Raw genomic sequence first — 17052 nt, 5'->3', positions numbered from 1 at the left:
TTAGCGAAAACCCGAAAAGACAGCGCTTGCATGCCGGCGCACACTAGCGCCAACTTCCTGATGTCACAGGGCGCAGCGGGCAACGTTCCGCCCCCGTTTTTGGAGCAGAAATCGTCATGAGCAAGTACAAGGTGCTGGTACTGAACGGCCCGAACCTGAATCTGCTGGGCACCCGCGAGCCCCATATCTACGGCGCGGAAACCCTCGCCGACCTCGAGCAGCGGTGCCGCACGGCGGCCGACGGGCTGGGGCTGGAGATCGACTTCCGCCAGTCGAACGCCGAGCACCAGCTGATTGACTGGCTGCATGCCGCGCGTCACGACACGCACGGCATCGTGATCAACCCGGCTGCCTATACGCACACGTCGGTCGCGCTGGCCGACGCGCTTTCCGCGATCGCGAAGCCGGTGATCGAGGTGCATATCTCCAACGTGCATCGCCGCGAGGCGTTCCGTCACCACTCGTATGTGTCGGGGGTGGCCGAGGCCGTGATCTGCGGCTGCGGCACCGAAGGCTACGTATTCGCGCTGCAGCGCCTGTCGACCCTTTTTGCGCAGGGAGCCGCACGATGAGCCGCCCGTCTTTTCTGATCGGCCTGATCGGCCAGGGTATCGCCGGTTCGCTGTCGCCCGCGATGCATGAGGAAGAAGGATTCCGCCAGGGATTCGGCTACGTGTACCGCCGCATCGATCTCGACGCGCTCGGCCTGACCGTCGACGCGCTGCCGCAACTGCTCGAGGCCGCGCAGCGGATGGGCTTCAACGGGCTGAACATCACGCACCCGTGCAAGCAGCGCGTGATCGAGCACCTCGACGCGCTGTCGGACGACGCGCGCGCGCTCGGCGCGGTGAACACCGTGCTGTTCAAGGACGGCAAGCGGATCGGCCACAACACCGACTGGTCGGGTTTCGCGAAGTCGTTCCGCCGCGGGCTTCCCGACGCGTCGCTCGAGCGCGTCGTCCAGCTCGGTGCGGGCGGCGCGGGCGCGGCCGTCGCGCATGCGGCACTGCAGATGGGCGCCGCCGAATTGACGATTTTCGACGTCGACGGCACGCGTGCCGACACGCTCGCGAGCGAACTGCAGCAGCGCTTCCCGGCCGCCCGGGTCACGCCGGGCAGCGATCTCGCGGCCGCGATGCGCGCCGCGACGGGCCTGATCCATGCAACGCCGACCGGCATGGCCAAGCATCCGGGCCTGCCGCTGCCGGCCGAACTGCTCCACGCGGGAATGTGGGTGGCCGACATCGTGTATTTCCCACTCGAAACCGAACTGATCCGCGCGGCGCGGGCGGCCGGCTGCGCGACGCTGCCGGGCGGCGGAATGGCCGTGTACCAGGCCGTCGACGCGTTCGAAATCTTCACCGGACGTACGCCGGACGACGAGCGAATGTTCGAGCACTTTCAGTCGCTCGTCGCGCGCTGATCCTTCGATCCAAAAGAGAACCCAGGAGACAACCATGCAGCACACCACCCACACGAACGCCGCGCCAGCGCAGGCGGCCGGCACGGTCCGGCGGACATCGGCGCGCTACAAGATTCTCGCGCTGCTCGCGATCGGCACGATGATCAACTATCTCGACCGCACCGTGCTGGGGGTGGCTGCGCCGCAGCTCACCAAGGAGCTCGGCATCAACGCGGCGGTGATGGGCATCATGTTCTCCGCGTTCTCGTGGACGTACGTCGCAATGCAGGTGCCCGGCGGCCTGTTCCTCGACCGCTTCGGCAGCAAGGTCACCTATTACTGGTCGATGACGCTGTGGTCGCTGTGCACGTTCCTGCAGGGCTTCGTGCCGGGCATCGCGACGCTGCTCGCGTGCCGGCTCGGGCTCGGCGTGACGGAGGCGCCGTGCTTCCCGACCAACAGCCGCGTCGTCGCGACGTGGTTCCCGCAGAACGAGCGCGCGATGGCGACCGGTACCTATACGGTCGGCGAATACATCGGCCTCGCGTTCTTCAGCCCGGTGCTGTTCGCGCTGATGGGCGCGTTTGGCTGGCGCTCGCTGTTCTGGGTCGTCGGCGCGATCGGTATCGCGTTCGGCCTGATCTGGTGGAAGTTCTATCACGAGCCGCGTGATCATCCGGCCGCGAACTCGGAGGAACTTGCCTACATCGAGGCGGGCGGCGGCCTGGTGCACGCTGTGCGCAAAGGCGACAACGGCGCCAAGGGCGCCAAGGGCGCCAAGGGCGGCAAGGGCGAGCAGAAGAAGTTCAGCTGGTCGATGGCCGGCCAGCTGCTGAAGAAGCGCCAGCTCGCGGGCATCTGCCTCGGCCAGTTCGCCGGCAACTCGACGCTCGTGTTCTTCCTGACCTGGTTCCCCACCTATCTCGCGACCGAGCGCCACATGGGCTGGCTGAAGATCGGCTTCTTCGCGGTGATGCCGTTCATCGCCGCGTCGGTCGGCGTGATGTTCGGCGGGATCTTCTCCGACTGGCTGCTGCGTCGCGGCAAGTCGGCGAACCTCGCACGCAAGCTGCCGATCATCGCGGGCCTGCTGCTCGCGTCGACGATCATTCTCGCGAACTACGTGAAGAGCAACGAAGCCGTGATCGCGATCATGTCGATCGCCTTCTTCGCGCAGGGGATGGCCGCGCTCGGCTGGACGCTCGTGTCCGACATCGCGCCAGACGGCCTGCTCGGCGTGACGGGCGGCATCTTCAACTTCGCGGCGAACCTCGCGGGGATCGTCACGCCGCTCGTCGTCGGCTTCATCGTCGCGTCGACCGGCTCGTTCGTCGGCGCGCTGGTGTTCATCGGCGTGATCGCGCTGATCGGTGCACTGTCGTACATCTTCGTCGTCGGCGACATCAAGCGGATCGAATGGTAAGTACCGGCTCCACGCACGCTCGGTGCATTCGCCCGGCGACCTTGGGTCGCCGGGCGTTTTTATTTCTGCCGCCGGATTGCGGGCCGATTCACGCATCCGCGCTCACGCGCGCTGCATGGCAATCCCGAGCGATTCGAGCGCCTGCGCGATCGCCGCGACCGCGCGCCGGATGTCGCCGGCATCGATCGCGCCGATGCAGCCGACACGGAACGTCTCCACTTTCGTCAGCTTGCCCGGATACAGGATGAAGCCCGCGTCGCGCACCGCGTCGTAAAAGCGGCGGAAATCGTACGCCGGATGGTCGGGCGCGTGGAACGTGACGATCACGGGCGCCTGCACGCTGCCGTCGAGGAACGGCGCGAAGCCGAGCGCGCGCATCGATTCGACCAGCGTCCGGCAGTTCTCCGCATAGCGCGCGCCACGCGCGGGCTGGCCGCCTTCGGCGAGATACTGGTCGAGCGCGGCGCGCAGCGCGGCGATCACGTGGGTCGGCGGCGTGAAGCGCCACTGGCCCGTCTTGCGCAGGTACGCGTGCTGATCCTGAAGGTCGAGCGCGAGCGACGGCGAGTTGCCTTCGCATGCGTCGAGCGCGTCGCGCCGCACGATCGCGAACCCCATCCCCGGCACGCCTTCCAGGCATTTGCCGCTCGCCGACACCAGTGCGTCGATCCCGCTGTCCGCCAGCGCGATCGGCAGCGCGCCGAACGAACTCATCGCGTCGACGATCAGCCGCTTGCCGTGCCGCCGGCACACGGCCGCGATCGCGTCGAGCGGATTCAGGATGCCGGCACTCGTTTCCAGGTGCACCAGCGCGACATGCGTGATGCGCGGCTCGCGCGCGAACGCGGCTTCCACCACCGCCGGGTCGACCGCTGCGTCCTCGCCGAACGGCAATGCGATCGCTTCGATGCCGAGCCGGCCGAGGATCTTCAGGATGCGCGCGCAATACGCGCCGTTGTCGGGCACCAGCACGACGCGGTCGCGCGGCACCAGCGTGCCGAGCGCGGCCTCGACCGAAAAGGTGCCGCTGCCTTGCATCGGCACGCACACGTAATCGTCGCCGCCGCGCGCGATCGCGACGAGGTCCGCGCAGACGCTGGCCGTCAACTGGTTGAAAGCGGCGTCCCAAGAGCCCCAGTCATGTTGCATTGCGTGGCGTGTTGTGGCGGACGTGGTGAGCGGGCCGGGCGTGAGCAGAATCGGATCGGGCATGGTTTTCTCCAGCAAAGGTCGGACGAAACGGGGAGGCGGCATTCCTGAGTGACTTGCATGATATTGGCAAAATGTGTCATTTTGTGGAAATTGTGGCACGCGTCACGGCTTTGTCATCGAACGCTGTGATCCTTCGGTTGCCGCGCGAAACCACCTGCAGCGCGGCAGCGAGGCCGGCCGGTTGTCGGTCTGCCCGACTGAAACGAGCCGGATCGTGCCCCGGCCGCTGGTGTTCCGCCTACGGAGAAGTGAGATGACACTGCAGAATTCCTCGCGCGCCGCTGCCGGCGCGTTCCGCAAGCTCGCGCTGGCTGCCGGCGTCGCCGGCCTGATGGGCGTCGCCTTGCCCGCGCATGCGGCGAACGCGGTCGTGCTGTATACGGCGGACGGCCTCGAGAACCTCTATCGCGATGTGCTGCCGGCCTTCGAGAAGAAGGAAGGCGTCAAGGTCAACATCGTGACGGCGGGCAGCGGCGAGGTGGTCAACCGCGCGAACATCGAGAAGAACTCGCCGAAGGCGGACGTGATCGTCACGCTGCCGCCGTTCATTCAGCAAGCCGGCCAGATGGGCCTGCTGCAGCCGTACCAGAGCGTGAACTACAAGAACGTGCCGGCGATCGCGAAGGCGGAAGACGGTACGTGGGCGACGTTCGTGAACAACTACTTCTCGTTCGCGATCAACCCGGACGTCGTGAAGAACCAGCCGAAGACGTTCGCCGACCTGCTGTCGCCGAGCTATGCCGGCAAGGTGGCGTACTCGAACCCGGCGACCGCCGGCGACGGAATGGCCGTGCTGATCCTGACGACCTCGCTGATGGGCGAGGACAAGGCGTTCGACTACCTCGCGAAACTGTCGCAAAGCGTGAAGTTCCACACCAAGGGCACCGGCTACCTGAACGTGCTGCTGTCGCGCAACGAGATCAGCGTCGCGAACGGCGACCTGCAGATGGACCTCGACGACGCCGAGCACGGCGCGCTGTCCGTCAAGCCGATCTTCCTGGCCGCCAAGGACGGCGACCAGCCGACCACGTTCCAGCTGCCGTACGGCATCGGTCTGATCAAGAGCGGCCCGAACCAGGACGTCGGCAAGAAGCTGATCGACTACCTGATGTCGACGGAAGTGCAGTCGAAGGTGCCGGACATGTACGGCATCCCGGGCCGCACCGACGTTCCGCTGGCCGGCAAGAACGGCGAAGCGGTGAAGAAGGCGATCGCGGGCGTGAAACTGATCCCGGTCGACTGGAGCCAGGTGATGGCGAAGAAGCCGGTGTGGATCGAGCGCTGGAAGAAGGACGTGATCGGCAGCTCGGGCAAGCAGCTCGACGTCGTCAAGCCGAAGTGATCGGCGCACGCCGCCTGTATTAGTGAGCAAGAGGATGAACCCGGTGGAAACCACCCTGACCCATCCCGGCGCATTCGGCGCCGCCGAACCGCAAGCGACGCTGCGGTCCGGCGCGCCGGGCGGCGTGCGGATCGAGCACCTGAGCGTGCGCTACGGCGCACGCACGGTGCTGGAAGATCTGTCGCTGTCGATCGGCGCCGGCGAATTTCTGACCGTGCTCGGCAAGAGCGGCTGCGGCAAGACCACGCTGCTGCGCTTCATCGCCGGGTTCGTGAAGGCCGACGGCCTGACCGGCACGCTGACCGTGGCCGGACGCGACTTGACCTATGCGCCGCCGCACAAGCGCAATCTCGGTCTGCTGTTCCAGAATTACGCGCTGTTCCCGCACCTGTCGGTGTTCGAGAACGTCGCGTTCGGGCTGCGCGCCCGCGGGATGGCCTCGTCGGACGTGACGCGCCGCGTCGCCGACGCGCTGAAGCTCGTGCAGCTCGGCGATGCGGGCCATCATCTGCCCGCGCAACTGTCGGGCGGAATGCAGCAGCGCGTCGCACTGGCGCGTGCGCTCGTGATCGAACCGGACGTGCTGCTGCTCGACGAGCCGCTGTCTGCGCTCGACGCCAACCTGCGCGCATCGGTGCGCAGCGAACTGAAGGCGCTGCACGAGCGCCTGCCGAACCTGACCGTCGTCTGCGTGACGCACGATCGCGACGACGCGCTGGTGCTGTCCGACCGCGCACTGCTGATGCGCGACGGCCACATCGCGCAGCTCGGCGCGCCGCAGCAGCTGTACGACACGCCGCGGGACGGCTACGTCGCGCGCTATCTCGGCCCCGCCAACCTGCTGCCCCCGCATGTGATCTTCCCGCTCGGCGATCCGCGTCACGACGTGCGCGGCAAGGTCGCCTGCGTGCGCCCCGAGCGCCTGACCGTGATGCCGCTCGCGGCGGGCGGCCTGCACGGCACGGTGTCGTCCGTCGAATGGCAGGGCGCGGACCTGTCGATCGCGGTCGTGATCGACGCGGCGCCCGACGAGCCCGTGCGCGTCACGATGCAACGCGGCCGCGGCGCGGCTCCCGAGCGCGGTGCGCGCGTTTCCCTGCATTGCGAGGCAGACGATGTCGTCCTTATCGAGCCCTGAAGCCGGCCTGCCGCCGCGGGCGCTCGCGTCGGCCGCCGCGCATGCCGCCGCCGCGCGGCGCCGCAAGCGCATGGGCGACCTGCATCTCGCCGCGCTCGCGCTCGTCGTGCTCGGCCCGCTCGTCATCTATCCGCTGGTGCGGCTCGTGCTGCTGAGCGTGTCCGGCGATCACGGGCTGAGCTTCGCCGCGTACCGGACGTTCTTCGGCAACCCCGATACGCGCGGCGTGCTGCTGACGAGCGTCGGCGTGCTGTTCGCGAGCGCCGGCACCGCGTCGGTGCTCGGCGTGCTGCTGGCCGCGCTGCTGTTCTTCAGGCCGTTCCCGGGCGCATCGCTCGTCACGCGTTTCCTGGAACTGTACGTCGCGTTTCCGTCGTTCCTCGTCGCGTTCACGCTGATCTTCCTGTACGGCTCGCAAGGCTCGATCAGCATCGCGCTGCAGCACCTGCTCCATCTCGAGAACCCGCCGCTCGACTTCCTGTTCGGCATCGGCGGCGTGATTCTCGCGCAGACCGTGTTCTATACGCCGTTCGTCGTGCGGCCGACGCTCGCGTCGTTCGCGACGCTCGACCTGCGCCTGATCGAAGCGGCGCGCAGTCTCGGCGCATCCGGCTGGATGCTCGCGCGTCGCGTCGTGCTGCCGATCGCGTGGCCGGGCATCGCCGCCGGCACCGTGCTGTGCTTCCTGCTGACGCTGAACGAGTTCGGGATCCTGCTCGTGCTCGGCAGCGCGCGGCTCGTGACGCTGCCGGTCGCGATCTACAGCAGCGCGACCGTCGACCTCGACCTGCCGACCGCCTCGGCCGGCGCGGTCGTGATGCTCGCGCTGTCGCTGGCGCTCTATGCGGTTTATCGCCGGGTGAACCGGCGTGCGACGGGAGGAAACGATGTCCGCTGAATTCCGTATCGGGGCAGCCGTGCCGCGCCACCGGATCGGCTGGGGCGACACGCTGCTCAAGCATGCGTCGCGCGTCGCGCTCGCGCTGGCCGCGTTCGCCTGCTTCTGGCTGTTCGTGCTGCCGGTCGTCGTCGTCGCGCTGTCGAGCGTGTCGACGCAGTGGTCGGGCACGATTCTGCCGGCCGGCTACAGCCTGCGCTGGTTCGAGCGGCTCGCGTCGCCGGAATACGACGCGCTGCTGACGAGCCTCGAAATCGGCTTCGGCGTAGCGGCGCTCGGCACGATCCTCGGGCTGTGGCTCGCGCTCGCGCTCGAAGGGCGCGACCGGCGCGGCCTCGGCGCGCTCGTCGACGCGCTCGTGATGGTGCCGAACGGCGTGCCGAGCGTCGTTCTCGGGCTCGCGGTGCTGATCGCGTATCACCAGAAGCCGCTCGACCTGTCGAGCTCCGCGGCGATCGTCGTGCTCGTGCAACTCGCGCTGATTCTGCCGTTCTGCTATCGCTGCGCGGCCGCCGCGCTGCGGCCGGAACTGACCGTGCTGCGCGAAGCGGCGGCGAGCCTCGGCGCACCGCCCGCGATGGTGCTGCGCCGCGTGCTGCTGCCGCAGCTCGTGCCGGCGCTGCGCGCGAGCCTCGCGCTCGGCTTCGCGCTGTCGCTCGGCGAACTCGGCGCGACGCTGACCGTCTACCCGCCGGGTTTCGCGACCGTGCCGATCGTCGTGATCGGCCAGGTGGAGCGCGGCTACTACCTGCCGGCATCGGCGCTGTCGCTGTTGATGCTCGGGGCGTCGCTCGCGGCGCTGCTGCTGATCGCCGCGCGCGTGCCGCGCGGCACGCGGGTCGCATCATGAACGCCGCGTTCGCGTTGCGGCTGCCCGGCGAGCAAGCGGCCGCGGGCAAGGTATCGACGGATCTCGCGGGTCGTTCCGTCGACGTGAACGGCCGGCGCTACCGGCTGCCGGTCGAACCGACCGTCGTGGTCTGCGTCGACGGCTGCGAGTACGACTATCTCGAGCGTGCGGTGGAGGCGGGCGTCGCGCCGTTCATCGGCCGAATGATCGCGGCCGGCACCGCGTGGCGCGCCGACTGCGTGGTGCCGACCTTCACCAACCCGAACAACCTGTCGATCGTCTGCGGCGTGCCGCCGTCGGTCCACGGGATCTGCGGCAACTACTTCTGGGATCCGGCCGCCGACGGCGGGCGCGGCGCCGAAGTGATGATGAACGACCCGGCCTACCTGCGGGCCGGCACGTTGCTCGCGGCGGCGTCCGACGCCGGCGCGCGAGTGGCCGTCGTCACGGCGAAGGACAAGCTGCGCCGGCTGCTCGGCTGGCAGATGAACGGCATCTGTTTTTCCGCGGAGAAGGCCGCGCAGGCGAATCTCGCGGAAAACGGGATCGTCGACGTGCTCGACTGGGTCGGCCTGCCGTCGCCCGACGTGTACGGCGCGGCGCTGTCCGAATTCGTGTTCGCGGCCGGCGTGCGGCTCGCGCAGACGCGCCAGGTCGACCTGATGTACCTGTCGACCACCGACTACGTGCAGCACAAGTGCGAGCCGGGCAGCGCCGGCGCGAACGCGTTCTACGCAATGATGGACGGCTATCTCGCGCAGCTCGATGCGCTCGGCTGGGCGATCGGGCTCACGGCCGACCACGGGATGAACGCGAAGCATGATCCGGCAACGGGCCGCCCGAACGTGATCTATCTGCAGGACGCGTTCGACGGCTGGTTCGGTGGGCGGGCCGCGCGCGTGATCCTGCCGATCACCGATCCGTACGTCGTGCACCACGGCGCGCTCGGCTCGTTCGCGACCGTGTACCTGGCGCCGGGTGTCGACCGGACCGATGCGATGTGGCGCGTCGGCGGGATCGACGGCGTCGAGCTCGTGCTCGACAACGCGGAAGCCGCCGCCCGCTTCGAGCTGCCGGCCGACCGGATCGGCGATCTCGTCGTGATCGCGCGGCGCGACATGACGCTCGGCACGCGCGAGCGCGAACACGACCTGTCCGGCCTGACCGTGCCGCTGCGTTCGCATGGCGGCGTGTCCGAGCAGGAGGTGCCGTTGCTGTTCAACCGTCGGATCGAGCGGGACGACCCGGCACGTCGGCCGCGCAACTTCGACGTGTTCGATTTCGTGCTGAACCGGGTCGCGTCATGATGGCTCATCCCCGCCAGGACCACCCCGCGTTTCGCGCCGAGGCGCTGCGCTGGTGCGGCACGCGTGCGACGCGCGATCGTGTGTTCGACGTCACCGATCCCTACACCGGCACGCGTGTCGGTACGGCGCCGCTGGCGAGCGTCGACGACGTGCGTGCCGCGTTCGAATACGCGATGGCATACCGGCCCGCGCTCACGCGTTACGAGCGTTCGCAGATCCTCGAGCGTGCGGCCGCGCTGCTGCGCGAGCGTGCCGAGGCGGCATCCGACCTGATCACGCTCGAATCGGGATTGTCGAAACGGGATTCCCGCTACGAGATCGGCCGCGTCGCCGACGTGCTGAAGTTCGCGTCGGTCGAGGCGTTGCGCGACGACGCGCAGAGCTTCTCGTGTGACCTGACACCCCACGGCAAGGCGCGACGCGTGTTCTCGCAACGGCAGCCGCTCGACGGCGTGATCGTCGCGATCACGCCGTTCAATCACCCCATGAATCAGGTCGCGCACAAGATCGCGCCGGCAATCGCGACCAACAACCGCGTGATCGTGAAGCCGTCGGAGAAGGTGCCGCTGTCGGCGTTCTATCTGGCGGACCTGCTCTACGAGGCCGGCTTGCCCGAGCCGATGCTGCAGGTGCTGACCGGCGACCCGCGCGAGATCGCGGACGAACTCGTCACGCATCCGCATGCATCGCTGATTACCTTCACGGGCGGCGTGTCGATCGGCAAGGCGATCGCCGCGCGGGCCGGCTACCGGCGCATCGTGCTGGAGCTGGGCGGCAACGATCCGCTGATCGTGCTCGACGACGCCGATCTGGAACGTGCGGCATCGCTGGCCGTGCTCGGTTCGTACCGGAATTCGGGGCAGCGCTGCACGGCCGTCAAGCGGATCCTGGTGCAGCGCTCGATCGCGCCGGCGTTCACCGAGCTGCTCGTCGAGAAGACGCGCGCATGGAATTACGGCGATCCGTTCGATCCCGCGAACGAAATGGGCACGGTGATCGACGACGCGGCGGCGCGGCTGTTCGAGGCGCGGGTCGGCGAGGCGCTCGCGCAGGGTGCGCGCCTGCTGACCGGCAACGTGCGGCGCGGTGCGCTGTATTCGCCGACCGTGCTCGACAACGTCGATCCGTCGATGACGATCGTGCGCGAGGAAACCTTCGGCCCTGTATCGCCCGTCATGACGTTCGACACGATCGACGATGCGATCCGGATCAGTAACGGCACGGCATTCGGGTTGTCGTCGGGGGTGTGCACGGACAGTACGGCCGCGGTCGTCCGGTTCGTGAACGAGCTGAACGTCGGGACGGTGAATGTCTGGGAAGTGCCCGGATACCGGATCGAGCTGTCGCCGTTCGGCGGCGTCAAGGATTCGGGGCTTGGCTATAAGGAAGGCGTTCAGGAAGCGATGAAGAGCTTCACGAACCTGAAGACGTTTTCGCTGCCTTGGGAGTAAGCGGATGGCACTGACGGTGGAAGAGATCCACGGGCTGTATCGCGAGCACGGCGATGTCGCCTATAGCGGCGAGCCGGTCACGCAGCTGGAGCATGCGTTACAAAGCGGCTTGCTGGCGGAGGAGGCGGGCGCCGACGACGCGCTGGTCGCGGCGGCATTCCTGCACGACCTCGGGCATCTGCTGAATCGCCAGGGCGAGACGCCGAGCGCACGCGGAATCGACGATCTTCATCAGTATTACGTGCTGCCGTTCCTGCGGCCGATGTTCGACGACGCGGTGCTGGAGCCGATCCGGCTGCACGTCGACGCGAAGCGTTGCCTGTGCCGGACGGACGCGGGCTACCTCGAGAGCCTGTCGCCGGATTCGGTGCGCAGTCTCGCACTGCAGGGCGGCGTCTTCAGCGAGAAGGAGACGGCGGCGTTCCTGCAGCGCCCGTTCGCGGAGGATGCGCTGCGTCTGCGCCGCTGGGACGATACGGCGAAGGAAGAACGCAAGGTGACGCCGAACCTCGATCACTATATGGAGATAGTGGCGCGTCAGGTGCGTGTGGTCTGACTGCCCGGTTGCGTCCATATAAGGCCCCGCACGAGGCAGCGTGCGGGGCCTTATATTTTTTTCGAGAAACCCCTTGCGCAGTTCGAAGACGGTGCCTACAATCACGCCTCTTTCGCGCTAACGGAAACGCGGCGCGGGAAGAAGGGAAGCGGTGCTGACGAAGGTTGCTGTAGCGATCTCGGCGCACGCGAAGTTGAACCCCTCGCCGTCGCAATGAAGCAGTTCAGAAAGTTGTTGACGAGCGAAGAAAGACGGTTCATAATCTCGCTTCTCTGCTGCTGAAAACGCAGCGCTGCCGGGAAACAGAAGGTTTCTCGCAGAAATGCTCTTTAAAAATTAACAGCCGATAAGTGTGGGCGCTTGATGGAAGCGAGCTGATCTTCGGATCAGATAGCGAAAGTATCAAGAGTCTCACACTAAAGTAAGTCAGGTTTATGAAGTGATTCATATTCCTGTCAGCTTTGAGTGAGCGACCGGTTCTTAACCGAACCGAAAACAGTAACAGGTTTAAACTGAAGAGTTTGATCCTGGCTCAGATTGAACGCTGGCGGCATGCCTTACACATGCAAGTCGAACGGCAGCACGGGTGCTTGCACCTGGTGGCGAGTGGCGAACGGGTGAGTAATACATCGGAACATGTCCTGTAGTGGGGGATAGCCCGGCGAAAGCCGGATTAATACCGCATACGATCTACGGATGAAAGCGGGGGACCTTCGGGCCTCGCGCTATAGGGTTGGCCGATGGCTGATTAGCTAGTTGGTGGGGTAAAGGCCTACCAAGGCGACGATCAGTAGCTGGTCTGAGAGGACGACCAGCCACACTGGGACTGAGACACGGCCCAGACTCCTACGGGAGGCAGCAGTGGGGAATTTTGGACAATGGGCGAAAGCCTGATCCAGCAATGCCGCGTGTGTGAAGAAGGCCTTCGGGTTGTAAAGCACTTTTGTCCGGAAAGAAATCCTTGGTTCTAATATAGCCGGGGGATGACGGTACCGGAAGAATAAGCACCGGCTAACTACGTGCCAGCAGCCGCGGTAATACGTAGGGTGCGAGCGTTAATCGGAATTACTGGGCGTAAAGCGTGCGCAGGCGGTTTGTTAAGACCGATGTGAAATCCCCGGGCTCAACCTGGGAACTGCATTGGTGACTGGCAAGCTAGAGTATGGCAGAGGGGGGTAGAATTCCACGTGTAGCAGTGAAATGCGTAGAGATGTGGAGGAATACCGATGGCGAAGGCAGCCCCCTGGGCCAATACTGACGCTCATGCACGAAAGCGTGGGGAGCAAACAGGATTAGATACCCTGGTAGTCCACGCCCTAAACGATGTCAACTAGTTGTTGGGGATTCATTTCCTTAGTAACGTAGCTAACGCGTGAAGTTGACCGCCTGGGGAGTACGGTCGCAAGATTAAAACTCAAAGGAATTGACGGGGACCCGCACAAGCGGTGGATGATGTGGATTAATTCGATGCAACGCGAAAAACCTTACCTACCCTTGACATGGTCGGAATCCTGCTGAGAGGTGGGAGTGCTCGAAAGAGAACCGGCGCACAGGTGCTGCATGGCTGTCGTCAGCTCGTGTCGTGAGATGTTGGGTTAAGTCCCGCAACGAGCGCAACCCTTGTCCTTAGTTGCTACGCAAGAGCACTCTAAGGAGACTGCCGGTGACAAACCGGAGGAAGGTGGGGATGACGTCAAGTCCTCATGGCCCTTATGGGTAGGGCTTCACACGTCATACAATGGTCGGAACAGAGGGTTGCCAACCCGCGAGGGGGAGCTAATCCCAGAAAACCGATCGTAGTCCGGATTGCACTCTGCAACTCGAGTGCATGAAGCTGGAATCGCTAGTAATCGCGGATCAGCATGCCGCGGTGAATACGTTCCCGGGTCTTGTACACACCGCCCGTCACACCATGGGAGTGGGTTTTACCAGAAGTGGCTAGTCTAACCGCAAGGAGGACGGTCACCACGGTAGGATTCATGACTGGGGTGAAGTCGTAACAAGGTAGCCGTATCGGAAGGTGCGGCTGGATCACCTCCTTTCCAGAGCTTCTCGCAAAATTGAGCGCTCACGCTTATCGGCTGTAAATTAAAGACAGACTCAGGGGTCTGTAGCTCAGTCGGTTAGAGCACCGTCTTGATAAGGCGGGGGTCGTTGGTTCGAATCCAACCAGACCCACCATTGTCTTGTCTGCGGTAGGTACCTGAGGAAATCTGTACTCATGGGGGCATAGCTCAGCTGGGAGAGCACCTGCTTTGCAAGCAGGGGGTCGTCGGTTCGATCCCGTCTGCCTCCACCAATCACCAACGCTAAGGGCTTGGTTCAGACATGAACCGAGAATTTTGCATTGGCGATTGAGCCAGTCAGAGTGATATCAACAGATATCGGCTGTCGTTCTTTAACAATCTGGAAGAAGTAAGTAATTTGGATAGCGGAAGCGTCTTGAGATGGACGTGGAAACTATCCGGGTTGTGATTGTATCGATGTATCTCAAGATGATTCGAACTCTATGTTTGACTCAATTGGAATACGGCACAACGCGAGAACTCAACCTGTAGCGACTGTCGATGAGACAGACTCGTTATAGGGTCAAGCGAACAAGTGCATGTGGTGGATGCCTTGGCGATCACAGGCGATGAAGGACGCGGTAGCCTGCGAAAAGCTACGGGGAGCTGGCAAACGAGCTTTGATCCGTAGATGTCCGAATGGGGAAACCCACTCCTTTTGGAGTATCCATGGCTGAATACATAGGCCATGCGAAGCGAACGCGGTGAACTGAAACATCTAAGTAACCGCAGGAAAAGAAATCAACCGAGATTCCCAAAGTAGTGGCGAGCGAAATGGGATGAGCCTTGTACTCTTTATTTGTATTGTTAGCCGAACGCTCTGGAAAGTGCGGCCATAGCAGGTGATAGCCCTGTAGGCGAAAACAGTATGAAAGAACTAAGTGTACGACAAGTAGGGCGGGACACGTGAAATCCTGTCTGAAGATGGGGGGACCATCCTCCAAGGCTAAATACTCGTGATCGACCGATAGTGAACCAGTACCGTGAGGGAAAGGCGAAAAGAACCCCGGGAGGGGAGTGAAATAGATCCTGAAACCGCATGCATACAAACAGTCGGAGCCTCGTAAGGGGTGACGGCGTACCTTTTGTATAATGGGTCAGCGACTTACGTTCAGTAGCAAGCTTAACCGTATAGGGCAGGCGTAGCGAAAGCGAGTCCGAATAGGGCGTTCAGTTGCTGGGCGTAGACCCGAAACCAAGTGATCTATCCATGGCCAGGATGAAGGTGCGGTAACACGTACTGGAGGTCCGAACCCACTAACGTTGAAAAGTTAGGGGATGAGCTGTGGATAGGGGTGAAAGGCTAAACAAACTTGGAAATAGCTGGTTCTCTCCGAAAACTATTTAGGTAGTGCCTCGTGTCTCACCTTCGGGGGTAGAGCACTGTCATGGTTGGGGGGTCTATTGCAGATTACCCCGCCATAGCAAACTCCGAATACCGAAGAGTGCAATCACGGGAGACAGACATCGGGTGCTAACGTCCGGTGTCAAGAGGGAAACAACCCAGACCGCCAGCTAAGGTCCCCAAATATAGCTAAGTGGGAAACGAAGTGGGAAGGCTAAAACAGTCAGGAGGTTGGCTTAGAAGCAGCCACCCTTTAAAGAAAGCGTAATAGCTCACTGATCGAGTCGTCCTGCGCGGAAGATGTAACGGGGCTAAGCTATATACCGAAGCTGCGGATGCGAGCTATGCTCGCATGGTAGGAGAGCGTTCCGTAAGCCTGCGAAGGTGCGTTGAAAAGCGTGCTGGAGGTATCGGAAGTGCGAATGCTGACATGAGTAGCGATAAAGGGGGTGAAAGGCCCCCTCGCCGTAAGCCCAAGGTTTCCTACGCAACGTTCATCGGCGTAGGGTGAGTCGGCCCCTAAGGCGAGGCAGAAATGCGTAGCTGATGGGAAGCAGGTCAATATTCCTGCACCATTGTTAGATGCGATGGGGGGACGGATCGCGGAAGGTTGTCCGGGTGTTGGAAGTCCCGGTCGCTGCATTGGAGAAGGCACTTAGGCAAATCCGGGTGCGTAATTCAAGGGTGTGGCGCGAGCTCCCTCGGGAGCGAAGCAATTGGAAGTGGTTCCAAGAAAAGCCTCTAAGCTTCAGTCTAACGATGACCGTACCGCAAACCGACACAGGTGGGCGAGATGAGTATTCTAAGGCGCTTGAGAGAACTCGGGAGAAGGAACTCGGCAAATTGGTACCGTAACTTCGGGATAAGGTACGCCCTTGTAGCTTGATGCGCCTGCGCGCAGAGGGTGAAGGGGTTGCAATAAACTGGTGGCTGCGACTGTTTAATAAAAACACAGCACTCTGCAAACACGAAAGTGGACGTATAGGGTGTGACGCCTGCCCGGTGCCGGAAGATTAAATGATGGGGTGCAAGCTCTTGATTGAAGTCCCGGTAAACGGCGGCCGTAACTATAACGGTCCTAAGGTAGCGAAATTCCTTGTCGGGTAAGTTCCGACCTGCACGAATGGCGTAACGATGGCCACACTGTCTCCTCCCGAGACTCAGCGAAGTTGAAGTGTTTGTGATGATGCAATCTACCCGCGGCTAGACGGAAAGACCCCATGAACCTTTACTGTAGCTTTGCATTGGACTTTGAACCGATCTGTGTAGGATAGGTGGGAGGCTATGAAACCGGAACGCTAGTTTCGGTGGAGCCGTCCTTGAAATACCACCCTGGTTTGTTTGAGGTTCTAACCTTGGCCCGTGATCCGGGTCGGGGACAGTGCATGGTAGGCAGTTTGACTGGGGCGGTCTCCTCCCAAAGCGTAACGGAGGAGTACGAAGGTACGCTAGGTACGGTCGGAAATCGTGCTGATAGTGCAATGGCATAAGCGTGCTTAACTGCGAGACCGACAAGTCGAGCAGGTGCGAAAGCAGGTCATAGTGATCCGGTGGTTCTGTATGGAAGGGCCATCGCTCAACGGATAAAAGGTACTCTGGGGATAACAGGCTGATACCGCCCAAGAGTTCATATCGACGGCGGTGTTTGGCACCTCGATGTCGGCTCATCTCATCCTGGGGCTGTAGCCGGTCCCAAGGGTATGGCTGTTCGCCATTTAAAGAGGTACGTGAGCTGGGTTTAAAACGTCGTGAGACAGTTTGGTCCCTATCTGCCGTGGGCGTTGGATATTTGAAGGGGGCTGCTCCTAGTACGAGAGGACCGGAGTGGACGAACCTCTGGTGTACCGGTTGTCACGCCAGTGGCATCGCCGGGTAGCTATGTTCGGAAGAGATAACCGCTGAAAGCATCTAAGCGGGAAACTCGCCTTAAGATGAGATATCCCTGGGGACTAGATCCCCTTGAAGGGTCGTTCGAGACCAGGACGTTGATAGGTCAGGTGTGTAAGCGCAGTAATGCGTTCAGCTAACTGATACTAATTGCCCGTAAGGCTTGATCCTATAA

11 protein-coding genes, 2 tRNA genes and 2 rRNA genes are annotated in these 17052 nt (G+C 63.1%); 14 read left to right on the top strand and 1 reads right to left on the bottom strand.

What is annotated here, in order from left to right; all coding sequences use genetic code 11:
• Nucleotides 1-116: 116 nt before the first annotated feature.
• Genes aroQ through BAMB_RS23355 form a run of 3 tightly spaced genes read left to right on the top strand, consistent with a single transcriptional unit; the run spans nt 117 to nt 2825 of the window.
• Complete coding sequence (gene aroQ / locus BAMB_RS23365) at nt 117-572, top strand: type II 3-dehydroquinate dehydratase (protein WP_011659623.1); 456 nt, start codon at nt 117-119, stop codon at nt 570-572.
• Nucleotides 569-1423 (top strand): shikimate dehydrogenase, encoded by an 855-nt coding sequence (locus BAMB_RS23360; RefSeq protein WP_011659622.1) that lies wholly within the window; start codon nt 569-571, stop codon nt 1421-1423. Before aroQ ends, BAMB_RS23360 begins: the two co-directional genes overlap by 4 nt.
• 34 nt (nt 1424-1457) lie before the next feature.
• Nucleotides 1458-2825, top strand: a complete 1368-nt coding sequence (locus tag BAMB_RS23355; RefSeq protein ID WP_011659621.1) for an MFS transporter — start codon at nt 1458-1460, stop codon at nt 2823-2825.
• A gap of 102 nt (nt 2826-2927) precedes the next feature.
• On the opposite strand, the gene BAMB_RS23350 is transcribed toward BAMB_RS23355, so the two are convergent.
• Complete coding sequence (locus tag BAMB_RS23350) at nt 2928-4037, bottom strand: 2-aminoethylphosphonate--pyruvate transaminase (RefSeq protein WP_011659620.1); 1110 nt, start codon at nt 4035-4037, stop codon at nt 2928-2930.
• A gap of 253 nt (nt 4038-4290) precedes the next feature.
• On the opposite strand from BAMB_RS23350, the gene phnS reads away from it, so the two are divergent.
• The 11 genes from phnS (at nt 4291) to BAMB_RS23295 (ending at nt 17048) form a co-directional block, all read left to right on the top strand.
• On the top strand, nt 4291-5379 hold the full coding sequence (gene phnS, locus BAMB_RS23345; RefSeq protein WP_006756348.1) for a 2-aminoethylphosphonate ABC transporter substrate-binding protein: 1089 nt from the start codon (nt 4291-4293) through the stop codon (nt 5377-5379).
• A 34-nt stretch (nt 5380-5413) separates the two neighbouring features.
• A complete protein-coding gene (gene phnT / locus BAMB_RS23340) occupies nt 5414-6517 on the top strand; it encodes a 2-aminoethylphosphonate ABC transport system ATP-binding subunit PhnT (protein ID WP_011659619.1) in 1104 nt (367 codons plus the stop codon).
• Nucleotides 6495-7415, top strand: coding sequence for a 2-aminoethylphosphonate ABC transporter permease subunit (locus BAMB_RS23335; protein WP_011659618.1), 921 nt, complete (start codon nt 6495-6497; stop codon nt 7413-7415). The genes phnT and BAMB_RS23335 overlap by 23 nt, the downstream gene beginning before the upstream one ends.
• Entirely contained in the window at nt 7405-8265 is an 861-nt protein-coding gene (gene phnV / locus BAMB_RS23330; protein ID WP_011659617.1) for a 2-aminoethylphosphonate ABC transport system, membrane component PhnV, read from the top strand. The genes BAMB_RS23335 and phnV overlap by 11 nt, the downstream gene beginning before the upstream one ends.
• Entirely contained in the window at nt 8262-9572 is a 1311-nt protein-coding gene (phnA, locus tag BAMB_RS23325; RefSeq protein WP_011659616.1) for a phosphonoacetate hydrolase, read from the top strand. Before phnV ends, phnA begins: the two co-directional genes overlap by 4 nt.
• Nucleotides 9569-11023 (top strand): phosphonoacetaldehyde dehydrogenase, encoded by a 1455-nt coding sequence (gene phnY, locus BAMB_RS23320; protein WP_011659615.1) that lies wholly within the window; start codon nt 9569-9571, stop codon nt 11021-11023. The genes phnA and phnY overlap by 4 nt, the downstream gene beginning before the upstream one ends.
• Nucleotides 11024-11027: 4 nt before the next feature.
• A complete protein-coding gene (locus BAMB_RS23315) occupies nt 11028-11579 on the top strand; it encodes a phosphonate degradation HD-domain oxygenase (protein WP_011659614.1) in 552 nt (183 codons plus the stop codon).
• 509 nt (nt 11580-12088) lie between these two features.
• A 16S ribosomal RNA gene (locus BAMB_RS23310) occupies nt 12089-13621 on the top strand.
• A 62-nt stretch (nt 13622-13683) separates the two neighbouring features.
• Nucleotides 13684-13760, top strand: a tRNA-Ile gene (locus BAMB_RS23305).
• A gap of 42 nt (nt 13761-13802) precedes the next feature.
• Nucleotides 13803-13878 (top strand) — tRNA-Ala (locus BAMB_RS23300).
• Between the two features lie 288 nt (nt 13879-14166).
• Nucleotides 14167-17048: ribosomal RNA gene (locus tag BAMB_RS23295) — 23S ribosomal RNA — on the top strand.
• Together the 16S and 23S rRNA genes with 2 tRNA genes alongside form the textbook arrangement of a ribosomal RNA operon.
• The last annotated feature ends 4 nt before the right edge of the window (nt 17049-17052 follow it).

It is taken from the genome of Burkholderia ambifaria AMMD, assembly GCF_000203915.1.
GTDB classification, from domain to species: domain Bacteria; phylum Pseudomonadota; class Gammaproteobacteria; order Burkholderiales; family Burkholderiaceae; genus Burkholderia; species Burkholderia ambifaria.
Note: the sequence above shows the minus strand (reverse complement) of the source record. Positions and strands in the feature narration are given on the sequence as shown.